This window comes from Roseateles oligotrophus (assembly GCF_014204525.1).
Classification (GTDB): domain Bacteria; phylum Pseudomonadota; class Gammaproteobacteria; order Burkholderiales; family Burkholderiaceae_C; genus Paucibacter_A; species Paucibacter_A oligotrophus_A.
On the sequence record NZ_JACHLP010000008.1, the window covers coordinates 1 to 25280 of the forward strand.

General features: G+C 65.4%; 17 protein-coding genes. 4 read left to right on the top strand and 13 right to left on the bottom strand.

Annotated elements, in window-relative coordinates:
• Positions 1-324 precede the first annotated feature (324 nt).
• The gene (locus tag HNP55_RS18475) at positions 325-2946 is read left to right on the top strand and encodes an FG-GAP-like repeat-containing protein (protein ID WP_184302769.1); all 2622 of its coding nucleotides are present in this window, start codon (positions 325-327) and stop codon (positions 2944-2946) included.
• Positions 2947-2992: 46 nt separating this feature from the next.
• On the opposite strand, the gene HNP55_RS18480 is transcribed toward HNP55_RS18475, so the two are convergent.
• The 6 genes from HNP55_RS18480 to HNP55_RS18505 form a co-directional block, all read right to left on the bottom strand.
• Positions 2993-3187, bottom strand: coding sequence for a hypothetical protein (locus HNP55_RS18480; RefSeq protein WP_184302772.1), 195 nt, complete (start codon positions 3185-3187; stop codon positions 2993-2995).
• Between the two features lie 171 nt (positions 3188-3358).
• Entirely contained in the window at positions 3359-4795 is a 1437-nt protein-coding gene (gbpA, locus tag HNP55_RS18485) for an N-acetylglucosamine-binding protein GbpA (RefSeq protein ID WP_221439677.1), read from the bottom strand.
• 104 nt (positions 4796-4899) lie between these two features.
• Positions 4900-6876, bottom strand: coding sequence for an alpha/beta fold hydrolase (locus tag HNP55_RS18490; protein ID WP_184302775.1), 1977 nt, complete (start codon positions 6874-6876; stop codon positions 4900-4902).
• A 146-nt stretch (positions 6877-7022) separates the two neighbouring features.
• Positions 7023-7700, bottom strand: a complete 678-nt coding sequence (locus HNP55_RS18495; RefSeq protein ID WP_184303227.1) for a histidine phosphatase family protein — start codon at positions 7698-7700, stop codon at positions 7023-7025.
• 99 nt (positions 7701-7799) lie between these two features.
• Positions 7800-8246: an SRPBCC family protein gene (locus HNP55_RS18500; protein ID WP_184302778.1), complete on the bottom strand. Its 447-nt coding sequence runs from the start codon at positions 8244-8246 to the stop codon at positions 7800-7802.
• Positions 8247-8302: 56 nt separating this feature from the next.
• Positions 8303-9442, bottom strand: a complete 1140-nt coding sequence (locus HNP55_RS18505; protein ID WP_184302781.1) for a hypothetical protein — start codon at positions 9440-9442, stop codon at positions 8303-8305.
• A gap of 349 nt (positions 9443-9791) precedes the next feature.
• On the opposite strand from HNP55_RS18505, the gene HNP55_RS18510 reads away from it, so the two are divergent.
• On the top strand, positions 9792-11324 hold the full coding sequence (locus HNP55_RS18510; RefSeq protein ID WP_184302784.1) for a hypothetical protein: 1533 nt from the start codon (positions 9792-9794) through the stop codon (positions 11322-11324).
• Here the strand turns inward: HNP55_RS18510 and argJ are convergent.
• Positions 11321-12553, bottom strand: coding sequence for a bifunctional glutamate N-acetyltransferase/amino-acid acetyltransferase ArgJ (gene argJ / locus HNP55_RS18515; protein WP_184302787.1), 1233 nt, complete (start codon positions 12551-12553; stop codon positions 11321-11323). The genes HNP55_RS18510 and argJ overlap by 4 nt on opposite strands.
• 182 nt (positions 12554-12735) lie before the next feature.
• Here argJ and HNP55_RS18520 point away from each other — a divergent pair, with 182 nt between their 5' ends.
• Both HNP55_RS18520 and HNP55_RS18525 read left to right on the top strand, forming a co-directional pair.
• Positions 12736-14712: a PEP-CTERM sorting domain-containing protein gene (locus tag HNP55_RS18520; protein ID WP_184302790.1), complete on the top strand. Its 1977-nt coding sequence runs from the start codon at positions 12736-12738 to the stop codon at positions 14710-14712.
• A 114-nt stretch (positions 14713-14826) separates the two neighbouring features.
• The gene (locus tag HNP55_RS18525; RefSeq protein WP_184302793.1) at positions 14827-15555 is read left to right on the top strand and encodes a type 1 glutamine amidotransferase; all 729 of its coding nucleotides are present in this window, start codon (positions 14827-14829) and stop codon (positions 15553-15555) included.
• 50 nt (positions 15556-15605) lie between these two features.
• Here the strand turns inward: HNP55_RS18525 and HNP55_RS18530 are convergent, their stop codons facing one another.
• The 6 genes from HNP55_RS18530 to kdpC form a co-directional block, all read right to left on the bottom strand.
• A complete protein-coding gene (locus HNP55_RS18530) occupies positions 15606-18884 on the bottom strand; it encodes a CHAT domain-containing tetratricopeptide repeat protein (RefSeq protein WP_184302796.1) in 3279 nt (1092 codons plus the stop codon).
• A gap of 350 nt (positions 18885-19234) precedes the next feature.
• Complete coding sequence (gene kdpE, locus HNP55_RS18535; protein ID WP_184302799.1) at positions 19235-19945, bottom strand: two-component system response regulator KdpE; 711 nt, start codon at positions 19943-19945, stop codon at positions 19235-19237.
• The gene (locus tag HNP55_RS18540; RefSeq protein ID WP_184302802.1) at positions 19938-22679 is read right to left on the bottom strand and encodes a DUF4118 domain-containing protein; all 2742 of its coding nucleotides are present in this window, start codon (positions 22677-22679) and stop codon (positions 19938-19940) included. Before HNP55_RS18540 ends, kdpE begins: the two co-directional genes overlap by 8 nt.
• Before the next feature lie 163 nt (positions 22680-22842).
• Positions 22843-23817, bottom strand: coding sequence for a magnesium and cobalt transport protein CorA (locus HNP55_RS18545; RefSeq protein ID WP_184302804.1), 975 nt, complete (start codon positions 23815-23817; stop codon positions 22843-22845).
• A 39-nt stretch (positions 23818-23856) separates the two neighbouring features.
• Positions 23857-24666 (bottom strand): TorF family putative porin, encoded by an 810-nt coding sequence (locus tag HNP55_RS18550; RefSeq protein ID WP_184302807.1) that lies wholly within the window; start codon positions 24664-24666, stop codon positions 23857-23859.
• Positions 24667-24680: 14 nt separating this feature from the next.
• The gene (gene kdpC / locus HNP55_RS18555; RefSeq protein ID WP_184302810.1) at positions 24681-25277 is read right to left on the bottom strand and encodes a potassium-transporting ATPase subunit KdpC; all 597 of its coding nucleotides are present in this window, start codon (positions 25275-25277) and stop codon (positions 24681-24683) included.
• Between the last annotated feature and the right edge of the window lie 3 nt (positions 25278-25280).

Consider the following 25280-nt stretch of genomic DNA (forward strand, 5'->3'; position numbering starts at 1 on the left):
TCCATTGCTCATCGCGAAGTTGTTTACGCATCGTCCCTCCAACCAGATCAATGGGTTGGAGTCGTATTGTTACCTCGAATGTCAACACACCCTAGTCGCGGAACTGCTGCCGCATCGCTGGGCGCAGCCGGCATAGCTTGAAGCTAGATCAAGCAATCAAGATGGCTTGGCTGGGCGTACATGGAGCAAGACCACCACCACTCCATAACAAGTTATCACGACGGACAGCGGCGGCCGCAGCTACACCAGTTGGCAGCTGCGCTTGGAACTCAAGGTCTGAGAGGCCCGAACGACCGAACCCTAGACCTACACCTTGCACGGCCGATGCAGCCCTGCTCTTGCATCGCAGAAAAAACTTACGCAAATCTTTCTGAGCCAGAGGCCAGCAAACAAGGGGTTGCTCATTTTTTTGATAAAAGTGATTATTCAAATATCACAATCAACCGAATGATCATGCGCAATTCTCTCAAATACAGCATTTCCGGATTGGCTCTCCTGACCTTGCTGGCCGCCTGCGGTGGCGGGAGCAGCCCTGCCCCAACAAGCACGCCGGCCGCTGCGCCTGCGACCGAATCTCGCCGGACGGCCCAAGCGGCAAGCCCCTCTGCGAGCTTGCTGATGGCGGGGGCAAATTGCCAGGGCAAGAGTTTGGTCACCGTCGTCGGCCATATGGATGACGACCTCTTCTTCGTTGATCCAGGCATCAGCACCGCCGCCCGACAAGGCGCTTGCGTGACCACGGTGTTTGTCATTGGCGGTTCCTCGGGAGCGGGCTTTGACTATGTGCCGGTGCGCGAAACCGCTTCCAAAGCAGCTTACGCCCGCATGTTTGGCGTGGCTTCCAACTGGACCACGGACACAATTTCGGTGGGTGACAACAAGCTGATGCGCGTCAGCCTGGTGGGTAAACCCAATGTATCCCTGGTCTTCATGCGCGTGCCAGGTGGCAATGTGCGAGGCGGCGACGTTCCCCTGGCCAATGTTTTTGACAACGCCAGCATGTCGCTGACCTCCTGGTCCTACACCGCGCAGCAATCCGGTGCCACCAACACCTACACGCGCGCCAATCTGATCGCCACCGTCAAAGGCCTCATCGAGGGCTTCGGTGCTACCCAGGTTTTCGCACTCAACCCAGACACCCTGCCCTATATCGAGCACCCCGACCACATCTACTCTGCGCGCCTGACCCGCGAGGCCCTGAGACAGGTCGGCCAGAACCTGCCGGTCAGCTATCACGAAACCTATCCCACCGCCGGCCGGGTCGCCAACGTATCGCCGACGGAAACGCAGATCAAGCGTGATCTGCTCGGTGCCTATATGCAGAACGAGGGCTTCGACTATCAGGCTGCGGGCATTTTTGGCGAGTACATGTACAACGGCAACTGGATCGCCCGCAACTACAGTCGCAGCGCCATGGCATGGGACAACACGCCCACCATTGATACGCCCTGGGCCCCCATCGTCAATATGCACACCCAGCATTGCCTGAACTCGGCCGGGGTGAATCAGGCCGTTTCCGTGTCCGGCTGCGTCGCCGGAGCCAGCCACCAGCAATGGCGCTACATCCCCTCCACGGTCAGCGCGGGTAACTGGGGCACGGCCCTGATTCAGAACAGCAATGGCAACTGCCTGGCCTTGCGCGATGGCGTTGCAACAGAGGAGTTCTGCAACAGTGCCGATGCCGCCCAAAAATGGCAGCCCTGGGACTTTGGCAAGCTGTTCACCAACGACGGCGTCTGCATGGTCCAGTCAGGCTACCGGCTCAGCGCTGGCAACTGCGCAAACGGCTATCCGGAGACCGCGCTCTGGGCACGCGAAATCACCACCGTCGACAGCGATATGAATAGCGAGGTCGCCTTGGTCGGCGACGTCTCCGGCGCCGGCACGGACAAGATCGTGCAAATCTACCGCCGCAATGACGGCCCCGGCATTGATGTCTGGGTCAGCAATCTGAGCGCAGGAAGCAGCACCCTGAGCAGTGCAAAGTGGTATGAGGGCGCCGTTCAATTCGACCCCTACGCTACCGGTCCCACCTGCCAAGGCAACGCCCTGTGCTTTGATCAGAGCCGCTTTCTTTTGGCCGATTTCAATGGCGACGGCAAGGCGGATTTGATGGTCATAAGCACGCGTCAAGACGGCACAGCCTTCTGGGTTCTGACCAGCACCGGCAGCGGATTCTCGGCACCCGTTCTTTGGGCGCAGACCAGTAGCACCTATGCCTACGACTTGGCCCATCAGTATCTGGCGGGTGATTTTGACGGGGACGGCAAACCCGATGTGATGATCGCCCATACACGGGGAGATAGCGGCCTGAACTTCTGGGTGCTGAGCAACACGGGCAGCGCGAAGCTTGCAGCGCCGGCGCTTTGGGCCGAGGCCACAGGCCTGCAAAACAATGCACGCTTGTTCAGCGCCCGGGTGGATGGCAGTGGCCGTCACGGTGTCATCGCGGTTGACGCTTTGGGAGGACTGCGTATCTCCAGTTTCCTCAGCACAGGCAGCGCCTTTGCCGCCGTGAACGATGCACGGGTCGCGAGCAACTTCGATGCCACTCGCTCCAAGGTGACGGTCACGCAAAGGTCAGCCACGGCGCTCGCCGATGTTTGGGTGATGCATGCCCGCAGCGATGGCACGGCCATCAATGCCTGGCAGTTCAACAACACGGGCAGCGGCAGCTTCAATGCCCCGGTGAATCGCCAAACCATCACGGCATTGGCTTGGAGCAATGTGCGCCCCTATTTTCTCAGCCGGTCGGCGGGCAACCAATTGCTGCTTGTACACCGGGTGGACGGCAATGTCGGTGAGTACGACTGGCGCCTCGGGAATATGAAGGTCGTCGGATTGCCGCTCAACAACACCGGTCTGGGCAGCACCTTCACCAACTACGGCAGCTCAAGCCAGTTCCAGTGGACGGATCTGGCCTGGCGCGCACGCTTGAATCGCTGACGCTACGCTGCTGCGGGCCCTTGCGGCCCTGCATCGTCGCCTCGGCTCAAGAACCCCTGTGCCCCAGCAGACGCGCGGGCAGCAAGAGCAGCGCGCGCAGCAGGGCAAACACCGCCTCGACGCTGATACCGATCAGGCGAAAAGGCAGGGAGAGCAGCCAGAGCAAAGGCCACAGCAGCAGCGCCAGCAAGGCCAGGGGCCAACACAGCACGAACAGCAGCAACCACAACAAGAGCTTCACCGCAGACCTTTCATCGAGGCCGCCAAGGCCTCAAGACTGTTGCGAGCCCGGGCCTGTCCCGGACTCATAGCAGCACTCTAAAAGGGGCGGCCCCCGATAAACAGCCGCCTGCGACCGACGGGCTCCTGGCTCGATGAACTGCCTATCGAGTGGAACAAGCCGGCCTCAAGATCAGCGGGCGATCCAGGCCTCCTGCCAGTGACTGCCGGTACCGGGCTCGAACTGGGGCGTCGAAGGGCTCCACTGCACGCAGAAGCCGTTATGGGGCCAAGGGCGGCATTCGTAGACGCGGCCATTCCTGGGTTGCAACACACGGGTACCGGCCTTGTAAGCCTTCAGCCCCTCGGGGAAGCGGTACTGGAAGCTGCCGCCCGGCGCCGGCTCGCCCACAAACATCAGGTCAAAGGTCTTCTGGATCAAGAGGCCGCTGCCCTTGGCCACGCCCTTGAGCACCAGTTGGTGATGGCCGGGCGCGGGCTTGTCGATGGCGATGCGCAGGGTCTGGCCCGTGTTGTTCAGCGTGGCCGTGGCCAGGCCCAAGGTCCGGCCGCCATGGTCGAAGACGCTGGCATTCAGCTCCAGCTCACCGACGGCGGTGACGCTGAACTGCAGGGTCAGCTGGCCGCCCACAATCGTCTGCTGGGCGGCCAGGCCGTTCACCAGCAGATCAACGCCGGGCGGCATGGCCGCTTTCTCGATCTGCACCTCGACGCGGTTCAGGCCGCTGTCCTGGCGGGCAAAGACCTCGTTCTGGCCCTGCACCGGCGAGATCACTCCATCCGCCGCCAACTGGCCGGCGCGCAGCAGCGTTTGCTGAGCGTTGAGCCGGCTCGCCAGCAGATAGGGCCAGGTGTTGCGCTGGCCGTCCAAGGCGCTGGCAATGCTCAGGCGCGTCTGCAGATCGGGGCGTTCGCCCTTGGCATCGAAGACACGGGTGGCCACCTTGTCGCCCGGCTGCAGATCGACCGAGGGGTAGATGCTGCCGCGCTGGGCCCAGCTGGTGGTTGCCGGCGGGTTGCCGCCATCGGCAAACATCAGGTCCACGATGTTGTAAAAGCTGTTCGGCGTGTCGCCCACTTCCCAGACACCCAGCACCAGCTGATAGCCCGTGCGCACCGGCAGCTGGCATTGATGCGTCAGCAGCTTGGGCGGCTGGCGCATGCCGCCATCGGCCTGGCAGAAGGGCTGGGCCTCGAAGGACGCACGGCTCAGGCGCTGATTCGGGTTCCAGCCCGGCTTGGTGATGTAGTAGCGCCAGCCCTTGCTGACATGGTTGGCGGTGAAGGTCCAGCTGAAGCTGATGGGGCCGCCGCTGACGGCCCGCTTGCTCCAGCGCGAGGCGGTCTGCTCGTCCAGGGGCGAGAACTGCGACAGGCCGGCGCTGGCGATCTGGCCATCTGCCGGGCCGCGCTCGGGCCAACCCGAGGGCGCTTCCAGGCTTTGCGGCTCCCACTGGATGGCGCCGCAAGCGCTGTTGCCGCCGGAGCGGCAGAGCAGATTGCGCGACTCCGGGGCACTGATATAGCCATGTGAAAAGGCCTGGCCACCCAGGGCCAGGCCGGCGCTCAGCGCCAGCAAGTGGCGCAACATCTTTGGCATGGGGTGCATGCATTTCTCCCGTTAGAAAATAACGGCGAGATTGTGATTAATACCGCAGCCCCAAATGCCGGATCAGCCCGCTTTTACACGCCGTTACTCCGGCTTGCCGGCGCTTACCGACCCAGCCCGGGCTTGAGGTATTTGTCCAGAAACTCCAGCATGCGGCGGTTGGCCTCGATCTGGTTCTTTTTCTTCGAGAAGCCATGGCCCTCGTCGTCGAACACCAGGTACTCCACCGGCACGCCGTTCTTCTTCACCGCCTCGACGATCTCATCGCTCTCGGGCTTGATGACACGCGGATCATTGGCGCCCTGGATCACCATCAGCGGACGCTGGATCTCCTTGGCATGGAAGAGCGGCGAGGTGGCGATCAAAAAGTCGCGATCCTTCACCGGGTCGCCCACCTCCTGGTACAGCGCCTGGCGGAAGGACTCCCAGTAGGGCGGGATGCTCTCCAGCGTGCGCAGCCAGTTGCTGACGCCGAAGATGTCGATGCCCACCTTGAAGGCCTCGGGCCTGAAGGCCAGGGCCGCCAGCGTCATATAGCCGCCGTAGGAGCCGCCCATGATGCCGATGCGGTCCGGGTCGATGACGCCGGTGCTGGCCAGATAGGTCTTGGCCTCCACGCAGTCCCACAGGGGCTCGCGGCCATGCTTGCCGTCGTCGGCGGTGAAGAAGCTCTTGCCATAGCCGGAGCTGCCGCGGTTATTGATGCCCAGCACCGCATAACCGTGATTCGCCAGGTACTGGGCCAGGGCCGAGTAGCCGCGCGTGGTCTGGCCGCCGGGGCCGCCGTGCACCAGCAGCACGGCCGGCACCTTGTTGCTCACCGAGGCCTCCTTGGGCTGGTAGTAGACCGAAGGGATCACCAGACCGTCGAAAGACTTGAAGCGCACGATGCGCGCGTCCACCAGCTCGGCCGGATCGATCTCCTTGGACAGGCTTTGCGTCAGCTGCTTGACCTGTTTGCCGGCAAAGTCGTAGACGAAGAGGTTGTTCGGCGAGCGGTCACCGTTCAGGTAGAAAGCCATCTTGCCGGCGCTGCGCGAGAAGCTCACGCCGCGGATCTCGCCGCCCGGCAGCCTGGGCAATTGCACCGGCCGCTCCTGGCCCGCCACGATTTCCACCACCTTGAGCTGGATGCTGGCATCGGCGTTGATGCCGGTGACGCGGTAGCGGCCGTCCTCGGAGAAATAGGTGTAGGCGATGTCCCAGTCGGCCTTCTCCAACTCGGTGGTCTTGCCCGTGGCCAGCTCGTATTGCTGCAAGCGCGTGAACTCGGCCCCGGCATTGGTTTGCAGGATCAGCTGTTTGGAGTCGGGCGTGAAGCTGGCGGCACGGTGGCTGGCCACGCCCTGGTGGGGCGTCAGGTGCTTGAGCTGCTGGGTCTGGGTGTCGTAGAGATAGACATCGGAATCGGCCGTGGTGTTGACCTTGTCCAGCGCGATCCAGCGGCCGTCGCGGCTGAGCTCCGAGACCTCGTAGCCCGACTCGTTCTTGTAGACCAGGCTGCGGGCGTAAGTCTTGGCGTCGTAGCGGTAGAGGTCGAAGAACTTGGGGTTGCGCTCGTTGCTGACGACAAAGAAGGCGCTGCCATCCCCCGTCCAGCCGGCAAAGGCGGCCTTGAGCTTGTCGCCGGGGGTCAGGTCTTGCTCGCGGCCGTCCAGCTCGCGCACAAAGAGATGGTTCTGCTCGTTGCCGCCCTGGTCGCGGGTGAACAGCAGACGATCATCATTGGGAAAGTAGCCGACGGCGTAATGGCTGTCGGTGCTGGAGCTGGTCAGGGCGCGCGGCGCGCCGCCCGCCACGTCCTGGCTGTAGACATTGAAGATGCCGCTGGCATTGCTGCTGAACAGAATGCGCTTCTCGTCGGCGCTGAAAAAGGCGCCACTGATGGCCGTGGTGGCCATGAATTGCTCGATGGTGTAGCGCTTGGCCGGCTGGGCCGCCACCGCCGCAGCGGCCGCCTTGGGCGCTTTCTCCGGGCCGGCCGCCAGGCTGGGAGAGCCGCTCGCCAGCAGCCCCAAGCCCATCAAGACCGCCACGAGCCCGGGGCTCAGGCGCAGATTTCTTGCTGTCTCTTGTCGCATCGCTTCATCACCTTTCCTGCGTTGTCGTCAAAGCGCCAAGGCCTCCCTCGGCTGTGAGGCACTATAGGAGCGTGCCCCGCCACGACCAAGCCCGCTGCAGACGAAGCGCACGAATCATGGGATGAACGGCAGCTGCAGGGGCCTACTCAGGCAAAGCTGTGCATGGCCTTGTCGTCCAGATGAGCCAGGCTGTTGAAGGTCTGCAAGGCCATGCGCCGGGCGCTGAAGGCGAACTCGCTGACGGCGCTATTGCGCAGGCGCAGATTCAGCTCGATGGTGGCGTCGGCCGGCGTGCCCAGCACCTGGCCGATGGCGGTGGAGATGGGCCCGCCGCTGGACACCAGCAACACCCTGGCCTGAGCCTGCTCGCCCACCCGCTGCTGCAGCTGGCGCAGAACCTCGGCCACCCCGGCGCTGAAGTCGGCATAACTGGCCATGCCTTGGGGCCGGCTGCGGCCGGCCATCCAGGCCGCCAGGCCTTCGCGCAGCAGGCGGAAGTGGGCGCGTGCGGCCTCGGGCGTCTGCGGGCGCTGCAGCGGCCCGGCATGGACGGCGCGGATCAAGGCCTCGCTGTCGTATTCATCCAGGCCGGGACAGGCAAGCGCCGCCGGCAGATCCGCTTGTTGCAAGCCCTGGCTGAGAGCAATAAGGGATTGCTGATGCCGCTTCAGCGTGCCGCTCAGCACCGCATCAAAACCCAGGCCGCGCTCGCGCCAGTAACGGCCCAGGGCCAGGCATTGGCGCCGGCCCAGCTCGCTGAGTTGATCGTAGTCTTCGGCCCCCAGAGAGGCCTGGCCATGGCGGACAAGATAGAGCGTTCCCATGCCGGCCATCATCGCGCCTGGCATCGCAAAATCCTGTCACCGCGGCGACCTCCAACAAGCGCTGGGGCAATCGCCCCCGATTGGCGCTGCCGCCGGGCCTCAAGCCGGGATCTCGGGCTCCACCAGCAAGGCCAGCTGGGCCAGGGACTCCTGCCAGCCCAGATAGCACATCTCCAGCGGGATCATGGCCGGGATGCCGGCCTGGCTGATGCTGATCTCGGTACCGCAGAGCACGGCCCGGAGCTTGACCTCGACCTGCATCTCGCCGGGCAGATTGGGGTCGTCAAACTTGTCGGTATAGCGCAGCAACTCGCCCGGGCGCAGTTCCAGATACTCGCCGCCGAAGGAGTGGCTCTGACCATTGCTGAAATTGCGGAAGGACATCCTGAACCGCCCCCCCACCTGCGCCTCCAGCTGGTGGACCTGGCAGGTGAAGCCATAGGGCGGCAGCCATTTGCTCAGGGCATCGGGCTCCAGGAAGGCGCGGTAAAGCTTCTCGGGCTTGGCGCGTATGACGCGGTGCAGTTGAACGGTGCCTGTGCTCATGCGGGGTCTCCAGAAATGCAGAAGAATGGGCAGCGTGCATGCTAACGCCCTTGACTTCAAAAGCCATCAGCCGGGTGACTCAAACCCCTCAAGCCCATCAAGCCCTTCACCCGCTCGGCCGCCAGGGCCAGGGCGGCGTCCAGCGTACTAACGCCCAACTTGATGAGCATGGCTTGCAGACCGGCCTGCACCTCGGCGGCGCTGCCGCCCAATACGGCGGCCAGCTCGCGGGCGTCCTTGCCCTTGGCCGCCCAGTACAGCAACTCGGCCTCACGGGCCACCAGGCCGAAGGCATGGATCAGGCCATGCAGCAGGGCGGCGTCGTCGGACTCCCGCAGCACGATCAGCCAGCAGCCCTCGCCGACCGAATCGGCATCCATGGCATGCAGGGCGAAACTCAGGCGCTTGGGGCCCAGGGCCAGCACGGCCGGGGCCTTGGGCGTGGCGCCGGCATGCGCTTGCGGCAGCACGGTGATGCTCTTGCTATCGGCCCCGGCGCGGCGGCGCAAGGCCTCGCGGTGCAACCACAGCAGCAGCTCGGGCGGCAGACGGCCGCGCTCAAAATGCCCGCCGCTGAAGTACTGCTGCATCAGCTCGCGCGCCAGGCTGCTGTGCCAGACGCAGCGGCCGTCCCGCTCTTGCACCACCAGGCTGGCATTGCCAAAAGCATCCAAAACCTGTTTGGCGGAGGCTTGCGGCTGCGGCGCGCCAAGGCCTTGGGCGCGCGCGCCCTGGATCAGCCGGGCCAAACAGGCCAGCACCTCGCGGGGCCGCAGGGGCCGGGCCAGATAATCCACCACCCCGGCGGCCAGGGCCGCCGCCATCTGCACCGCGCCGCCCGCCCCGCCCACCATGGCCAGAGGCGTGCTGCCGAACGCCACCTTGAGCTGCTGCACCAGGGCATAGGCCTGGGCCTCCTGCTCACCGGCCACCTCGATCAGCAAGGCCTCGGGCCGCAGCGGTGCGTCCCATCGCTTCAAGCCGCTCAGGCCCGCCGGCGCGCTGGCATCCAGCCACAGCACCTGCACATCAAAGCCCGACTCCTCCAGAACCTCCTGCAGCAGATGGCGCGGCTGCGGGCCCGCAGCCAAGGGCTGAGCCCCGCAAACGAACAGCAGGACCTGGGCGCCCACCGGCTGGCCGGGCTGGAAGGCAGCCCTGGCGGGAGGAGGCAAAGAGTCGGCGGCGGAGCTCATGATGGGCGGGGCAAAAGCGAGGAGCAAAAAAGCGGCTGTCACCCACCAACACTGCAAGCCTCATGCCATCGAAACAGGCCGTCAGCAAGGCCAGGCCACCCGGGGGTCGCCACCAGCCCCGCCCCGAGGCGCGCCGGCGGCGCCGCAGGCGCACCAGCTTGGTGAGTACGCACCACAATACCGCAGAAGGTGTCGCCGCCAATGTCCAGAATTGGCCCGCTTATCCAGGCATCGAAACGTGCCCTGCCCACAACGCCGCACCTCCGCGGCGGGGATACTTGAGGCACCATGAGCGAGCAGGGCCATCGGCCTGCTCTGCCCTCTGTCCCATCAACCCAAGACCGCAAGCATGGATCGACTGGTCGAGCACGTGGTGGCCTGGCATAACAGCCATCCGCTCGCAAAGAAAATCACCATCTACGACGTCCACACGATTGGCGTCGTCGCCCTGCCCTTTGTGCGCAGCGGCCGCGCCGGTGCGACCACCGCCCATGGCGGCCGTGCCGGCAGCCTGGCTGAAGCGATAGAACCGGTGCTGGCCGAGGACGGCGGGGCCGCCGCCCAGGATCCGGGCGAAAGCACGCTGGACGCCCACGCCAACACCACCGCCCAACATCTGGACGCCCTGGCCGACGGCGAAGAGCCCCCCAAGCCTCTGCCCAAGGCCGGCTGGCGCGAACGCCTGAGCGGGCTCGCCAGGTTCTGGCAGCGTGGTGCTGCCAGCGCCCCGTCCAGCGCCTGGCCGGCCTTCAGCGAACGCTTCATCCCCGGCCTGCGCCCGGCCCGTATCGCCAAGTTCGCCCGGGCCCAGGGTTTTCTGAACCGGCCGGGCGATGCCAGCTGGCCGCAACGCGTGGTGGGCATGGACGAGGCCATGATGGCCAAGCACAGCGGCGCCTGGCCCTTTGAGCTCTATCTGATCAGCGCCGCCATCGATGCGGGCAAGTCACGCAGCCGGGTCTTGATCGGCGTGGGCCGCAAGCCGCCAATCCTCGGCCCGCGCTGCTGGAGCCCGCTGCGCCTGGGCCTGGCGGCCATGGTCTTGCTGGGCTTGGCAGGCCTGGGCTCGGCCCTGCTGCTGCAACAGCAGCACGCCAAACAAGAGGCCGTGGCGGCAGCGGAGGCGGCGGCATCGGCTGCGCAAGCGGCATCCGCCGCTCAAGCTGCATCAGCGGCGGCTCGCGCACAAGCCGAGGCCGCTTCTGCTGCAGCAGCCGCTGCCTCTGCTGCATCGGCGGCGGCAGAGGCGGCGTCCGCCCCTGAAGGCGGCGCCTCGGCGTCCTTGTCGGACAGCCTGCCGCAAAAGCCTGGCGACGTCCCCGCGACAAGCGCGGCAGCCGCTCCGGCGGCCGAGGCCGCCAGCGAGCCCCCGCCCGACATCCGCCCCAATTTCGTCAAGCCCCTGCCCAAGCGCACACCGTTTAACGCCAAGCCCGAAGAAGCCGCCAAACCCGAGGCCAAGGAAGACGCAGGCAAGGCCGGAGCCAAGGCCGAGAGCAAGACTGCGGAGAAGTCAGCGGACAAGCCCTCGACCGGCACGCCGCTGGTCGAGAAGCTGGGCCCCTTGGGCAGCAAGGCCGATGACAAGACCATCCACTCGGTCGTCAAACCCGAGGGCGGCAAGAACGGCCAGCAAGACAGCAAGCCGGTCGTGGCCCTGGTGGGCCCGGTCAGCGCCAGCAAGCAGGAGGCCGAGGCCACGCTGGCCCGCATGCGCGGCATGATCGCGCCCATGCATGCCGGTGCCCTGCAGGCGCAGATCTTTCAAACCCCCGAGGGCTGGCGCCCGGCCGTCTGGCCTTTTGACGGCCGCGAAGAAGCTCAGCTGATCAACGCAACCTTGGTGGCACGCGGTATGCGCACCAAGGCGGTGGATTTTTAGGAACGGTAATCTGCGTTGATAGACACGTAGTCGTGGCTCAAATCGCAGGTCCAGACGGTGGCCGTGGCGGCGCCGCGCTGCAGATTCACCCGCACGGTGATCTCGGCCTGCTTCATCACGCGCTGGCCATCTTCCTCGCGGTAATCGGGATGGCGGCCGCCATTGCGCACCACCTGCACCTCATCCAGATGCAGGGAGATCAGGGTCTGGTCCAGATCCTCGATGCCGGCATAGCCCACGGCCGCCAGGATGCGGCCCAGATTCGGGTCGCTGGCGAAGAAGGCGGTCTTCACCAGCGGTGAATGGGCGATCGCGTAAGCCGCCAGCTTGCACTCGGCCTCATCGCGGCCGCCGTCCACCGTCACGGTGATGAATTTGGTGGCGCCCTCGCCGTCGCGCACGATGGCCTGGGCCAGCTGCTGCGAGAGCTTGATCAGGGCCGCACGCAGGGCCTGGCCCTCGGCACTGTCCAGCGACTCGATGCGGGCATGCGCCGCCCGGTGGGTGGCGATCAGCACAAAGGAGTCGTTGGTGGAGGTGTCGCCGTCGATCGTGATGCGGTTGAATGAGGCGTCAGCAGCCTCGGTCACCAGGGCCTGCATCAGGGCGGGGTTGATGTTCGCGTCGGTCGCCACATAGCCCAGCATGGTGGCCATATTGGGGCGGATCATGCCGGCGCCCTTGCTGATGCCGGTGAGGGTGACGGTCACGCCGCCAATCTCCACCTGCACCGAGGCGGCCTTGGGCACGGTGTCGGTGGTCATGATGCCCAGGGCGGCTTCGTCCCAAGCGTCGGCGCGCAATGCGCTCAAGGCGGCAGGCAGGCCGGCAATGATGCGATCCACCGGCAAGGTCTCCATGATGACGCCGGTGGAGAAAGGCAGGACCTGCTCGGCCCGCAAGCCCATCAAGCCGGCCAGGGCCTCGCAACTCTGGCGCGCGCGGGCCAGGCCGTCTTCACCGGTGCCGGCATTGGCATTGCCGGTATTGACCAGGATGGCCCGGATCTGATTGCCCGCCAGGGCCAGGTGCTCGCGGCAGAGCTGCACCGGCGCCGCGCAAAAGCGGTTCTTGGTGAACACACCGGCCACGCTGGCGCCCTCGTCCAGCGCGATCACGCTCAGATCACGCCGGCCCTGCTTGCGGATGCCGGCCTGGGTGATGCCAAGGCGCACACCGGGAACCGGGTGCAGAGAGGCGGGATCGGGGGCGCTGAGATTGACGGGCATGGTGGTCTCGAAGAGGTGGCAAAAACGATGGCGGATTGTAGGTTCGGACCGGCAGATGGCAGGCCCCTGCAACTTTTGCAACTCGCCCTGACAAATCGACGCGGCCACCGTCTATGCAGGCGTGGCCACCGATTCCCGACAGGCCAGACCCCAAGGTACTCGCATCCAAGGAGAACACCCTCATGTCGATCAGCATCCCAAGCAAGTGGCGCCCTAAGCTGCGCCAACTCAGCCTCGCCACCAGCACACTTATTCTTTGCCAAAGCGCCCAGGCGCTTGACTATCTCTGGCTGCCCTATAGCGGCGACTGGGAGAACGCCGCCAACTGGTCGCTGCTAGGCCTGCCCGGTGGCCAAGATCGGGTGGAATTCACCGGCGGCAGCGCTCGCCTCTCCAGCACGACCAGCATCCAGCGCCTGCGCATGAACAGCGGCGGCGCACAAATCTACGGCACCGGCACCCTCACCACCGCCGAGCTGGACATGCAGCGCGGCATCTTGGGCGGCGGGGGCGCGATCAGCGCCGTGCCCGTCGGCGCCACGGTGGTGAGCGGCAGCGCCAGTTTCAATGGCGCCGAAACCCAGGCCGTCAACACCAGACACACGCTGACCCTGCAGGGCAATTCCAACTGGACGACGGGCAACGGCGCCCTGGGCGGGGGCGGCGCCATCATCAACGCCAGCAGCGCGACCTTCAACGACCTGGGCGCCGGCAGCAGCAATAGCTACCGGGCTTTGCGCGATTCAGGAGGCAGTTATAGCGGGGGCATATTTGTCAACCAAGGCAGCTATGTGCGCAGCGGCCTGGGTTTGACACGGGCCTACGGCTTTGACAACCAGGGCAGCCTGGCGCTTCAGTCCGGCACTTTTGAGCTGCGCGAGCAAGGCCGGCTGGCGGGTCAAACCCGCGTCGCCGAGGGCGCCCTGCTGGCATTCAATGGCAGCGGGACCACCTTGCTTGGCAACATTGACAACCAAGGCCGCATGCACTTTCGCAATGGCCGGCTGGCCATCGAAGCCAGCGCCACATTGGGCGGCGTGGTGGAGGTCAGCGACGCCCAGATCAGCAACCAGTCCAGCAACAGCCTGCAGCGTTTGACGCTGAACAGCGGCGGCGCACAAATCTACGGCACCGGCACCCTCACCACCGCCGAGTTGGACATGCAGCGCGGCATCTTGGGTGGCGGGGGCGCCATCAGCGCCGTGCCCGTCGGCGCCACGGTGGTGAGCGGAAACGCCAGTTTCAACGGTGCCGGAACCCAGGCCGTCAACACCAAACACACGCTGACCCTGCAAGGCAATTCCAACTGGACGGCTGGCAATGGCGCCCTGGGCGGGGGCGGCGCCATCATCAACGCTAGCGGCGCTACCTTCAACGATCTTGGCACCAGCAACAGCAATAGCTACAAGGCTTTGCGTGACTCAGGAGGCAGTTATAGCGGGGGCATATTTGTCAACCAAGGCAGCTATGTGCGCAGCGGCCTGGGTTTGACACGGGCCTACGGCTTTGACAACCAGGGCAGCCTGGATTTGCAGGCGGGCAGCTTCCAGGTTGACGGCCACTTCAGCAACACCGGCAGCATCCACATCGCCTCTGAGGCCGTGCTGGCATCGGACGGCAGCCAGTTCAACAACGTAGGCCTGATACAGGGCAGCGGCACGATCAAGACCTGGAACGCCAACTCGGCACTGAACCATGCCGGCACCCTGGACCCCGGCGAGGGCGCCAAGCTGGGCACCTTGAGCGTGGACGGCAGCCTGAGCTTTGGCAAGCTGGCGACCTTGCGCATCGACCTGGGCCAGCTGGGGCAATCCGATCTGCTGCGCGTCAGCAAGGCAGTGAGCTTGGACGGCGAGTTATCCCTCTGGGCTGCACCCGATCTCGTGCTGCATGCGGGCGACAGCTACACCCTCGTCAGCTTTGATCAGCGCCTGAACGCATCCACCTTCCAGCAGATCAGCTGGCATGGTTTGGACACCCCAGGATTCACGCTGGAATACAACGCGCACGACATCGTTTTGCGGGTCAGCGCCGTGCCGGAACCGGAAAGCTGGGCGCTGCTGCTCGCAGGCTTGGGCCTGCTCGCCATCGCCAGAAGCAGGCCAGGGAAAATTGAGCTTGGCGGTCGCAATGAGATGGCAAAAGCCCAGGCGGCTTGACGGCTTCTTGACGCGGCCGGGCCAAAGCTTGGCGAGGTCTTGAGCCCCCCCGGCCTAAATTGAAGGCCTCGCAACAAGCGGCGTGCCCCATGCAAGAGCTGGCGCGCCAAGAAGATGAGACCAGTCGCCATCCTCCAGCACGAAGCCAATCAAGGGCCGGGTTATCTGTCGGAGTTCCTGCAGCAGCAAGGCATACCGACCGAGACCTTCCGGCCCGCCCTGGGTGAGGCGCCGCCACGGCGGGCCCAGGACTTCAGCGGCCTGGTCGTGCTGGGCAGCAATCACAGCGTCAACGACGACCTGGACTGGATTGCGGCGGAACAAGCGCTGGTGAAAGATGCGCTCGCCCACGATGTGCCGGTGCTGGGCCATTGCTTTGGCGCACAGCTGCTGGCCAAGAGCTGCGGCGCGCGTGTGAGCCGCAATGCCTGGCCGAATATAGGCTGGAGCAAGCTGTGGGTGACGCCGGACGCCCGCGCGCTGTTCTGCGGCCGCTCGCAGACCACCGTTTTCAACTGGCACTACGACAGCTTCGAGATCCCGCAAGGCGCCCGCCGCTGCCTGTTTGGCACGCACTGCCTCAACAAGGGATTCACGCTGGGCAAGCATGTCGCGCTGCAATGCCATCTGGAAGTGACCGAGGAAAGCGTGCGCGCCTGGTGCCTTGAATCCCGGCATGAGTTGGCCCATGTGCACGGCCCGGCCGTACAAAGCGAGGCCGAGATCCTGCGCGATCTGGGTGCCCGCACCGATGATTTGCACCGCATGGCGCGCGGCGTTTATCACCAATGGAGTCTGGGCTTGCGGCGGGCGAGTGTGGTGAGGGCGAAGTTGTATTGGTGAGTGAGACCAAGCTCTGAGCGGGCCGATATGGCGCGAGCGGCAGCCAAGCCTCAGCGCGCCGTCGGCACACTGAGGGTAAAGGCGGCCCAAACGCTCGCTGGCGCGCCGGCGCGAAGAGCGGCGCGTTGGGCAACTTGCAAAGCTGCGGCGGCGTTTTCAGGCTGTTGTTTCAGCGCGGTGTAGAACTGCCGCATCAAGCCCGCCGTTGAACGGTCTTCAACTCGCCACAGGCTGGCCACCACCTGCTGCGCACCACTGCTCAGCAAGGTGGAAGTCAGCCCATCGAGTTCACGGCCATCGCTACCAGAGCCAGAGGGCAAGGCAGTCTCGCAGGCCGAGAGTGTCAACAATCTCGGCGAACCCAAGGGCCAGCCGCGCAGCTGCTCCAACTTCAGACGTGCGCCATCGCCGAGCAGCAACCACGAGCGCGCGACATTGCCGGGCCGCAAAACGAAATGCGTGCCGATATGCACCACACCGCCATCGCCACTACGGGCCGCAGCAGAACGCCAACTCGTCTCCGTAAAAAAGGCGTTCGCAGCGGCACGGCCGCTCAGTACCCCATCGCAAAGACTGACAGGCAGTCCTTGCGCGGGCCCTTTGACGATGCCACATAACTCCTCGCCTACGCCTGGCAAGGCAGGCAAGCCTTCCAAGGCTTGGGTGACGCCCCAAGCTTGCACCCGAAGTGGCGCCGAATCGGCCTGCAGCGCCTTTGCACTGCGGCGCAGCGCCCCATCGGCCGGCGTCGCCACGGCCAAGGTGTACCGATCAATCAAGAATGCCTGCCCATCATGCAAAAGACCGATAGGCAGGTAGCGCAGCGGACCATCCAAGGAAAGCACCAACTGACGAATGCCCCATGTCCGCGCGGGTGCGTCCAACAAGGGGCCCAACACACGATGCAAGGCTTGAGCATGCGGTCGTTCATCTCGACCTTGTCGGACGGCATCCAAGAGCTCGGCAATCTGACGCGTCAGTTCCGCCACCTTGATCGGCACCTGCAATGACTTCCGCCCTTGCCGCCCCACCAAGATGGCGCGCACTTGATTCGGCTCCACCATCAGATAGACATGCAGGGTGCGGGCATCGCTCGGCAGGGTCAGCCTGGAATCCGCGGGCCAGATTCCGCCCTGAGCCAAGGGCTTGAGTCGCTGTTCGGCCCCTTCTTGACCAATCTGGGTCAGCTGAAGTCCAAGCATGGCTGCGGCCTTGGGGGCTTGGTCTGCCTGCTCTGCCTGCAAAGCAGCCAGCCGCGCCAATTCGGCAGCATTGATACGACTCGCCGCCTGCAGGCGGCTCAAGCGCAGAATCTCAGCAGCATTTTTTTCGCCCAACCTTGTGGCAGACGCCAACTGCTCCCGCCACGACTGCTCTTGCTCCGTCAAACTGGGCGCGGCCCCGAGCAAGGCCTGGGCACGCTCGTTGTAGTCGTCCAACTCCTGGCGCTTGAGCAAGTGCAGAATTTCTAGTCCCTCAGCCAAGCGTCCTGCGTCAAACAGCCAGGATGCCAGTTGCCGGTAAACCTGCAGTTTGTCCGCCAAGAACTGCGCGTCGGCGGCCACGCCCAAATTGCTTAAATTGTGGCGGGCCTGCTGCAACTGATCGACAGCGAGTTTGCCGAAGAAGATGGCCGCAGTCGGTCGAGACAAGGCGGCTTGGCTGCGTCCAAACTCATACAAGGCCTGCCACTGCAGCAAACTCTGGGCCGCAGCATGGGCCGCCGTCAAGGCCTGCTCCGCATATTTCTGTGCCGCTTGACCATTCTCTTTGCTGAGGCTGTAGCGCGCCAAAACGAGGGCTGCTGCGGCTGTCAACGAGGGCGGCGTTTGAGCTGAAGCCAAGCTCTCTGGCAAGGCCTCGCAAGCGCGCCCCAGGCCGCAAGCGCGAATGAGCAAGCCCAGCCTTTGGGGATGTTGCGCGGGGAACTGCTGCGCATAAACAAGCCCTGCCTGATCAATCGCCTGCAAGGCTTCCGCTCTCAAGCCCTGCTGCTCCAGCAGACTGGCGCGCAGCACCCAACGCTCGCCGAGTTCATGGTGATTGCTAGGCACGGCCGAGGCCTCTTTGTCGGCGGCATCCAGCCACACGGCGGCCTCGCTCAAGTCACCCAAGATCAGCTGCGTCTTCGCATAAGCCAAGAGCACCTGCAACCGCAGCCAGGCCTCGCCCAATGGCGGCTGGGTCTGAACAATTTTTAGAGCCACCCGCAAAGTGCTGACCGCTGCATGCAAATCGCCCAAAGCGATTTGCGCCTCTGCCTGCTGCCGCAAAGCATTGAGTTGCGCACCGCCCTGGGTTCGAGCCACCGCCCGCTGTACCTGAGTCAAAGCGAGCTGGGGCTGGCCACGTGCCAGCAGGAGCTGAGCCAGATTGCTACGCATTTGCTCGGCCGCGCCCGAAGCCATCGCATCGCTCGACCCTCCGCCCTGGCTTTCGTCCAAAGCGGCTTCCAGCAAGTGCTGCGCTTCGTCAAACCGCCCCAGTTTGACCAAGATCGAACCCCGATTCCCCAAAGCCAGAGCAAGACCCGTGCGATCGGCCGGCAAGAACTGCCACCGGTGTAGCAGCAATTGTTCGGAAGTCGCGAGCGCTGCCGCCCATTGAGCTGTCGCACTTTGCGCATAAAGCAACTGGTTAAGGGCGACCGCCTTCGGGTAAGCAAAGGCCTGAAGCTGCGCGGGCGAATGGCCGAGCTCGCCCATCAGATTCAACACCTCCAGCAGGCGACGCTCACCGTCTTGAAATCGACCGACCATCAACTCTGCTGTGGCGCGATTGACCAAGGCCAAGGCACCGTCCTGGTCCAAGGCTTGGTTCGGATCATTGGCATCCACGGCACGCTGCATCCACAGGTGGGTGCCCTCGTGCTCGCGTACCTGCAAAAAGGCTTGGCCCATGGCTGTGGCCGCTCGGCGTGCCGCGAGCCGACCCGCAGCACCCAGCTTCATGGCCGCCTCATAGCTCGATGCAGCCAAGACCATCGCCTCCTCGCGACGCTGCGCAGCCAGCAGCACCTGCGCACTGAGGGCTTGCCAAACGAGGGGCTTTTCCGGTGCCGATTCCTTCGCTCGATGGCTGGCCGCCCAAGCCCGGCAAGCCAGATCAAGACTGACTTCGCCCTGCGCATCAACCTCGACAAACTCCTGCTCAATGAGGTGCAAGTCCAACTTCTCTGCTGGCAGGGACAAGGCCTCGGCACATAGGCTTGGCATGCTCACCTGAACAGCGGCCAGCGCCAGTTCGCCACGACACAATGCGCCAAACAGCAGCGCCGACAGCAGCGGCCTTGCAAACCGCCATGGCGTCAGCGTTGAACGAGGTGACATCAAAGTCCCAAGACCGAGGTTGGCAGCTGACTGATGCACAAACAACCCTCCCTTTGGCTCATTCCGTTGGCCTGCTGCGCAGCAGCATATCAAGCCCTTGTGACAGCGCATGCCTGACAAATTCAAGCGAGCCACATCTGGGTCAGGGACAAATCAGATGCCGCGTCGCCAAGCCAAAACTTCACGCTGGAGTACACCAGCCATGGCGTCGACTTGCGAGTCAGCGCCGTAACGGAGCCCGGCAGCTGGGGTCGGCTACTCGCAGGTCTGGGGCTAGACGCCTGCGTCCGAGGTCGCCCGTCAGACCTGCGACTTCAGGGCCGGCCACTCCCATGAGTTCGGGCGGTGGATCACGCCATCAATCGATAGCCCACCGCCGTCTCCGTCAGTAAATGCTTGGGCGCCGCCGGCACCGCCTCCAGCTTCTGGCGCAGATTGCCCATGTAGACGCGCAGATAGTGGTTATCCTCCACATGCGAGGGCCCCCACACGGCCTTGAGCAATTGCCTGTGCGTCAGCACCTTGCCGGCATTGGCGATCAGATGGGTCAGCAAGCGGTACTCGATGGGCGTCAGATGCACGGCCTGGCCGGCGCGCAGCACGCGGCGGGCGGCCAGATCCACCTCGACCTCGCCGAAACGGAACAAGGTCTGCGCCGGCTCGTCCGCATGGCCGATGCGGCCGGCCTGCTGGCTGCGCCGCAGGGCCACGCGCACCCGCGCCATCAGCTCGCCCACGCCGAAGGGCTTGCACAGATAGTCATCGGCACCGGCGTCCAGAGCGGCGATCTTGTCGGCCTCGTTCGTGCGGGCCGAGAGCACGATCACCGGCACGCCCGACCAGGCGCGCAAGTCCTTCAGATAGTTGAGGCCGTCGTCATCCGGCAGGCCCAGGTCCAGGATCACCAGCTCGGGCCGGCGCGTGCCGGCATCCACCAGGCCCTGGCGCACGGTCTCGCATTCATGCACCTGCCAGCCCTCGGCCTCCAGGGCCATGCGCACAAAGCGGCGGATGCTGGGCTCGTCCTCGACGATCAGGGCCACGGGCTGGGGTTCACTCATCATCGACGTTTTCTTCTTCCAAAATAGGCATGGCCGGGGCTTGGCCCAGGGGCAGCAGCATGACAAAGGCGGCGCCCCGGGGCTGGGCGGACTCGGCCCAGATGCGGCCGCCATGGGCTTGCACAATCGCGCGGCAGATGGCCAGGCCCAGACCCACGCCGGGCGTGCTGGACTCGCGCTCGCCGCGGCTGAACTTGGCGAACAGCTGCTCCTCGCGCCCGACGGGCAGGCCCGGGCCATCATCGCTAACACTTAAACGCAGCGCATCCTGACCTTGTAAAGCGCCCGGCGCCAGGCGGGCGACCAGCGTGATGCGACTGCCGGGCGGCGTGTACTTGAACGCGTTCTCCAGCAGATTGCAGAGCACCCGCTCCATCAACGTGGCGTCCAGATTCAGCAGCGGCAGGCCGGCGGGAATATCGACCTCCAGGCGATGCGCTTGCAACAGGCCTTGCAGGGCTTGCAAGGAGGAGCCGACCACCTCGTCCACCGGCTGCCATTGCAGATTCAGGCGCACGGCCCCGCTTTGCAAACGGGCCATGTCCAGCAGATTGGCGACCATGGCGCTGATGCGCTGCGACTGCTGCAACAGGCTGGCGGCCAGCTCGCGGGCGGCCGGCGGCATGCCGGCCAGGCCGTCCAGGGTCTGGGCCAGGCCGTAGACCACGGCCAGCGGCGTGCGCAAATCATGCGAGAGCGCCGACAGCAGGGAGTTGCGCAGGCGCTCGGACTCGATCTGCACCAGGGCTTGCTGGGCCACCTCCACATAATGCACACGTTCCAGGGCCTGGCCGATGATGCGGGCCGAGGTCTCCAGCTGGGCGCGCAGCTCGGGCTGCATCAGGCTGCGGCTGCTGCGCGGCCGCAGGGCCAGCACGCCGCGCACCCGCATGGGCGCGGCCAGGGGCAGGTAGAACCAGGCGCTGCCGGCCAGGGTGTCGGTGCTCAGGCCGGCGGCCTGCTTGCGCTCCAGGGCCCAGCGGGCGGTGCCGGCGTCGGGCTGCTCGGCCGCCGGCAGCAGAGCTTGGCCAGGCGAGGGTTGCAACTGCTCGTCCAGGCCCAGCACAAAGAGCAAGGCCCCGCCCCCGACCTCTTGCGCCAGGGCGGCCTCGGCCACCTGCAGCACCTGCTCGGACTGCAGGGCGCCGGCCAGATCGCTGGTCAGCTCGAACAGGGCGCGCGAGCGCCCTTCCCGCTCGGCCGCCACCTGGGCCTGGTAGCGCAGGCCGGCCGTCAGCTGGCCGGTGATCAGGCCCACGGCCAGCATGACGGCAAAGGTCAGCAGATACTGCACATCGCTGACGGCAAAACTCAGCTGCGGCGCGACGAAGAAAAAGTCGAACAGGCCCACGCTCAAAAAGCTGGCCGCCACCGCCGGGCCCCGGCCCAGCTTGAGCGCCACGCCCAGCACCGTCAGCAAGAAAAGCATGACGATATTGGACTGATCGAAGGCCAGTTGCAGCGGCCAGCTGAGCAAGGTCGTCAGGCAGCAGGCGGCCAGGGTCAGGCCGTAGCGGCGGGCCCTGCCCTGCCAGGCCTCGGCAGCGGCCTCACCCGCCCTGCCCGTTTCGAGGCGCTGTGTGGCCGTGGGCGTCAAGGCCGCGCTGATCAGGTCCAGCTCGGGTGCGGCGGCGGCGATCTGCTGCTGCAGATCGGGCCGGCCGCCCCAACGCGCCAGCCAGCCGCGCGGGCGGCCGCGGCCCAGCACCAGCTTGGACAGATTGTGTTCGCGCGCATGGCGGATCAAGGCCGGCGCCAGGGCCTGGGCCGAGAGCACGGCCGTGCTGGCGCCCAGCTCGTGCGCCAGGCGCAAGACCCGCAGAATGCGCTCGCGCTGCGCATCGGGCAGGCCTTGCAGGGTCGGAGTTTCGACATACACCGCCTGCCAGCTGACGTTTAGCTGCTGCGCTAGTTGAGCGGCATTGCGCACCACGCTTTCGGCCGCTGGCGTCGTGCCCACGGCGCAGAGGATGGCCGCCTCGGTCTTCCAGACCTGGGCCACGCGCTCATTGCTGCGCCAGGCCTGCACATCGTCCTCCACCCGGTCGGCGGTGCGGCGCAGGGCCAGCTCGCGCAAGGCCATCAGATTGCCCTTGCGGAAAAAATTATTGGCGGCGCGCTGGGCTTGCGGGCCGAGATAAATCTTGCCCGCGTTCAGGCGCGCCAGCAGCTCGTCGGCCGGCGTGTCCACCATCACCACCTCGGCGGCAGCGTCGAAAAAGGTGTCCGGCAGGGTCTCCTGCACCCGCACGCCGGTGATGCCGCCCACCACATCGTTGAGGCTTTCCAGGTGCTGGACATTGAGCGTGGTGTAGACATTGATGCCCTGGGCCAGCAGCTCCTCCACGTCCTGCCAGCGCTTGGGGTGGCGGGAGCCGGGCACATTGGCATGGGCCAGCTCGTCCACCAGGATCAGGGCCGGCTTGCGCGCCAGGGCCTCGTCCAGATCGAACTCGGGCAGGGACTTGCCGCGGTACTCGATCGCTTTCAGCGGCAGCTGGGGCAGGCCGTCCAGCAGGGCCTGGGTCTCGCTGCGGCCATGCGTCAGCACCACGCCCGCCAGCACCTGCTGGCCTTCGGCCTGCAGCTGGCGCGCCGCCTGCAGCATGGCGAAGGTCTTGCCCACCCCGGCGGAGGAGCCGAAGTAGATGCGCAGCTTGCCGCGCGCCTGGGCTTGCTCGGCGCGGGTGATCTGGGCCAGCAAGGCGTCGGGGTCGGGTCTTGCGTCAGTCATGAAAGAAAACTCATACACAAATTGCCCAGCCCGGCTTTCGGGCCGAGCGCTGGGCCGCTCCCGAGCCGGCCCGCGTCGGCGATGTGTTTGCCGGTCGATCCGGCAAACATCGCCATCCCCTCGGGGGATCGGCCAAGGTACTCCTTGGACGAGGGGTCAGCATTCACAACCAGCCGGCCTTGCGGAAGCGCCACCACAGGCCGACGCAAACACTGCCGATCACGCCCAGCGCAACGGGATAGCCCCAGCTCAGCTCAAGCTCGGGCATGTGCTTGAAGTTCATGCCCCAGATGCCGGCAAAGGCGGTGGCGGCGGCAAAGATGCCGGCCCAGGCGGCCAGGCGCTTGGTGACATTGCTGTCGTCGATGGCGACCATGGACAGATTGGCCTGGATGGCGGTGGCCAGGGTGTCGCGCACCGACTCGATGGCGCTTTCGATGCGGGCCAGATGGTCGGCCACATCGCGGAAGTACTCGCCCGTGCGGGCACACAGCGGCGGGATGCGGCCGCCGTGCAGCTTGGACAGCATCTCCAGCATGGGCGCCACCGCCCGGCGCAAGAGCATCAGGCGGCGCTTGAGCTCGTACAGGCGCTTGATATTGTCCAGCTGGGCACCACGCACAAAAATGCTTTGCTCGATCTCCTCCAGCTCCGACTCCAGCAGGTCGACGATGGGGAAGTAACGGTCTACCACCGCGTCCATCAAGGCGTAGAGCACAAAGCTGGGGCCATGGGCCAGCAGCTCGGGCTCGCGTTCGCAGCGCTCACGCACGCCCAGAAAGTGCAGCTTGCTTTCGCGCCGCACCGAGAGCACATAGTTGGGGCCGCAGAAGACGCAGACCTCGCCCAGGCTCAGATCACCGCCCACCCAGTCCACCAGATGCATGACGGCGAACAGATCCTGGCCGTATTCCTCGACCTTGGGGCGCTGGTGGCCGTGGCAGGCGTCTTCGACGGCCAGGGGGTGCAGATTGAAGAGCTGCTGCCAGGGCTCCAGATCGGCCGCCTCGGGGTCGCGCAAGGCCACCCAGATGAAGCAGTCGGGTCTGTCCAAATAAGCCCTCAGTTCCTCCGGCTGCGAGAGCGACAGGTCGACAAGCTTCTGGCCCGCTTGATAGGCCGTGCAATTGATCAGCATGCGGACATTGTCACCTGCTCAGAGCTGGGGATTGGCTGCTCAGAAGGTCTTGCCGACGCTCAGCACCAGGCCGGTGTCGCCGACGCGCTTGGCATGCTGCCCGGCGGCGTTGCCGACCTGGTAGAAGTCCTTGCTGGCATTGCTGCCGACGACGGCGGCGGTCCAGTTCAGGCCCAGCATTTCCTTGGCGACCGAAATCTTGGCATCGGTATAGGACAGCTCGCCGTAATTGCGCACCCGCAGATGGCCGAGATGGGTGGCCAGGGTGATGCCCTGGCCCAGCTCGAAGCTGTAGTTCAGGTCCAGATAGGCGCTGCCCTTGCTGCCGCCGGCTGGCGCCAGGCTGCTGAAGTAGGCGTAGCCGGCCGTCTCGCCATTGAGACCGAAATAGTCGGTGGCGGCGACCGAGAGCTTGGCGCTGAAACCGCCGTAGCTGAGGCCCAGATAGAGATCGACGTTGTCGTACTGCTTGTCGCTGGCCACGCCGGGGGCGCTGTTCAGGCGGGCGCCGGGGTAGAGGTAGACCAGGGCGCCGAGGTCCAGGCTCAGGTCTTGCCCCGGGCTGAACTTGAAGCCGCCGTAGACATCGGCCTCCAGGCCCGCGCCATTGTTATAGCTATTGCCCGAGACATTGGAGGCCCAGACGCCGGCGTAGGCGCCGCCGCGGTGGGCGTAGTCGAAGCCGGCTTGCACGGCGGGCAGCTGCCAGCTCTGGCTGATGCCACGGAAGCGGTAATCGCTGTTCAGGCTCAGATTGCCGCTCAGGCTGTGCTCGGGCGTGGGCGGCGTGGCTTGGGCGCTGGCGCTCAGCAGGGTCAGCAGGAGCAGGGGGACGATTGTGTTTTTCATGACAGGGACTTGTTTCAGAAAGCAGGTTTGACGGCGCGGGGCGCGGCGGCGTCCAGGGCCAGATTGAGCTTGAGCACATTGACGCGCGGCTCGCCCAACACGGCCAGATCGCGCGCCAAGGTGTTGGCCGCGATCAGGCGCTCCACCTCCTTGATCGAGAGCTTGCGCTCGCGGGCCACGCGGCTGGCCTGGTAGCGGGCGGCGGCCATGCTGATCTCGGGGTCCAGGCCGCTGGCCGAGGCCGTGACCAGATCGGCGGGGATGGGCAGCTTGTTGTCCGGATCGGCGGCACGCAGGGCGGCCACGCGGGCCTTCACCGCCTCGTGCAAGGCCGGGTTCAACGGGCCCTGGTTGCTGCCGGAGGAGCCGGCGGCGTTATGGCTCATGGGCCCGGTGGCCGAGGGTCGGCCCCAGAAGTAGTCGGGCGATGTGAAGTTCTGGCCTATCAGGGCCGAGCCGACGAGCTTGCCATCGCGCTCGATCAAGGAGCCCTCGGCCTGCGCGGGGAATATGGTCTTGGCGACGCCGGTGACGAGCACGGGGTAGAGCAAGCCGGTGACGGCGCTGAGCAACGCAAAGCTGACGAGGGCGGGACGCAAAAGTGTTTTCATGAT

Coding starts and splice junctions, on each gene's coding strand:
- HNP55_RS18475 (WP_184302769.1), top strand. CDS start 325: ATGCAGCCCTGCTCTTGCATCGCAGAAAAAACTTACGCAAATCTTTCT.
- gbpA (WP_221439677.1), bottom strand. CDS start 4,795: ATGCACCCCATGCCAAAGATGTTGCGCCACTTGCTGGCGCTGAGCGCC.
- HNP55_RS18490 (WP_184302775.1), bottom strand. CDS start 6,876: ATGCGACAAGAGACAGCAAGAAATCTGCGCCTGAGCCCCGGGCTCGTG.
- HNP55_RS18495 (WP_184303227.1), bottom strand. CDS start 7,700: ATGGGAACGCTCTATCTTGTCCGCCATGGCCAGGCCTCTCTGGGGGCC.
- HNP55_RS18500 (WP_184302778.1), bottom strand. CDS start 8,246: ATGAGCACAGGCACCGTTCAACTGCACCGCGTCATACGCGCCAAGCCC.
- HNP55_RS18505 (WP_184302781.1), bottom strand. CDS start 9,442: ATGAGCTCCGCCGCCGACTCTTTGCCTCCTCCCGCCAGGGCTGCCTTC.
- HNP55_RS18510 (WP_184302784.1), top strand. CDS start 9,792: ATGGATCGACTGGTCGAGCACGTGGTGGCCTGGCATAACAGCCATCCG.
- argJ (WP_184302787.1), bottom strand. CDS start 12,553: ATGCCCGTCAATCTCAGCGCCCCCGATCCCGCCTCTCTGCACCCGGTT.
- HNP55_RS18520 (WP_184302790.1), top strand. CDS start 12,736: ATGTCGATCAGCATCCCAAGCAAGTGGCGCCCTAAGCTGCGCCAACTC.
- HNP55_RS18525 (WP_184302793.1), top strand. CDS start 14,827: ATGAGACCAGTCGCCATCCTCCAGCACGAAGCCAATCAAGGGCCGGGT.
- HNP55_RS18530 (WP_184302796.1), bottom strand. CDS start 18,884: ATGTCACCTCGTTCAACGCTGACGCCATGGCGGTTTGCAAGGCCGCTG.
- kdpE (WP_184302799.1), bottom strand. CDS start 19,945: ATGAGTGAACCCCAGCCCGTGGCCCTGATCGTCGAGGACGAGCCCAGC.
- HNP55_RS18540 (WP_184302802.1), bottom strand. CDS start 22,679: ATGACTGACGCAAGACCCGACCCCGACGCCTTGCTGGCCCAGATCACC.
- HNP55_RS18545 (WP_184302804.1), bottom strand. CDS start 23,817: ATGCTGATCAATTGCACGGCCTATCAAGCGGGCCAGAAGCTTGTCGAC.
- HNP55_RS18550 (WP_184302807.1), bottom strand. CDS start 24,666: ATGAAAAACACAATCGTCCCCCTGCTCCTGCTGACCCTGCTGAGCGCC.
- kdpC (WP_184302810.1), bottom strand. CDS start 25,277: ATGAAAACACTTTTGCGTCCCGCCCTCGTCAGCTTTGCGTTGCTCAGC.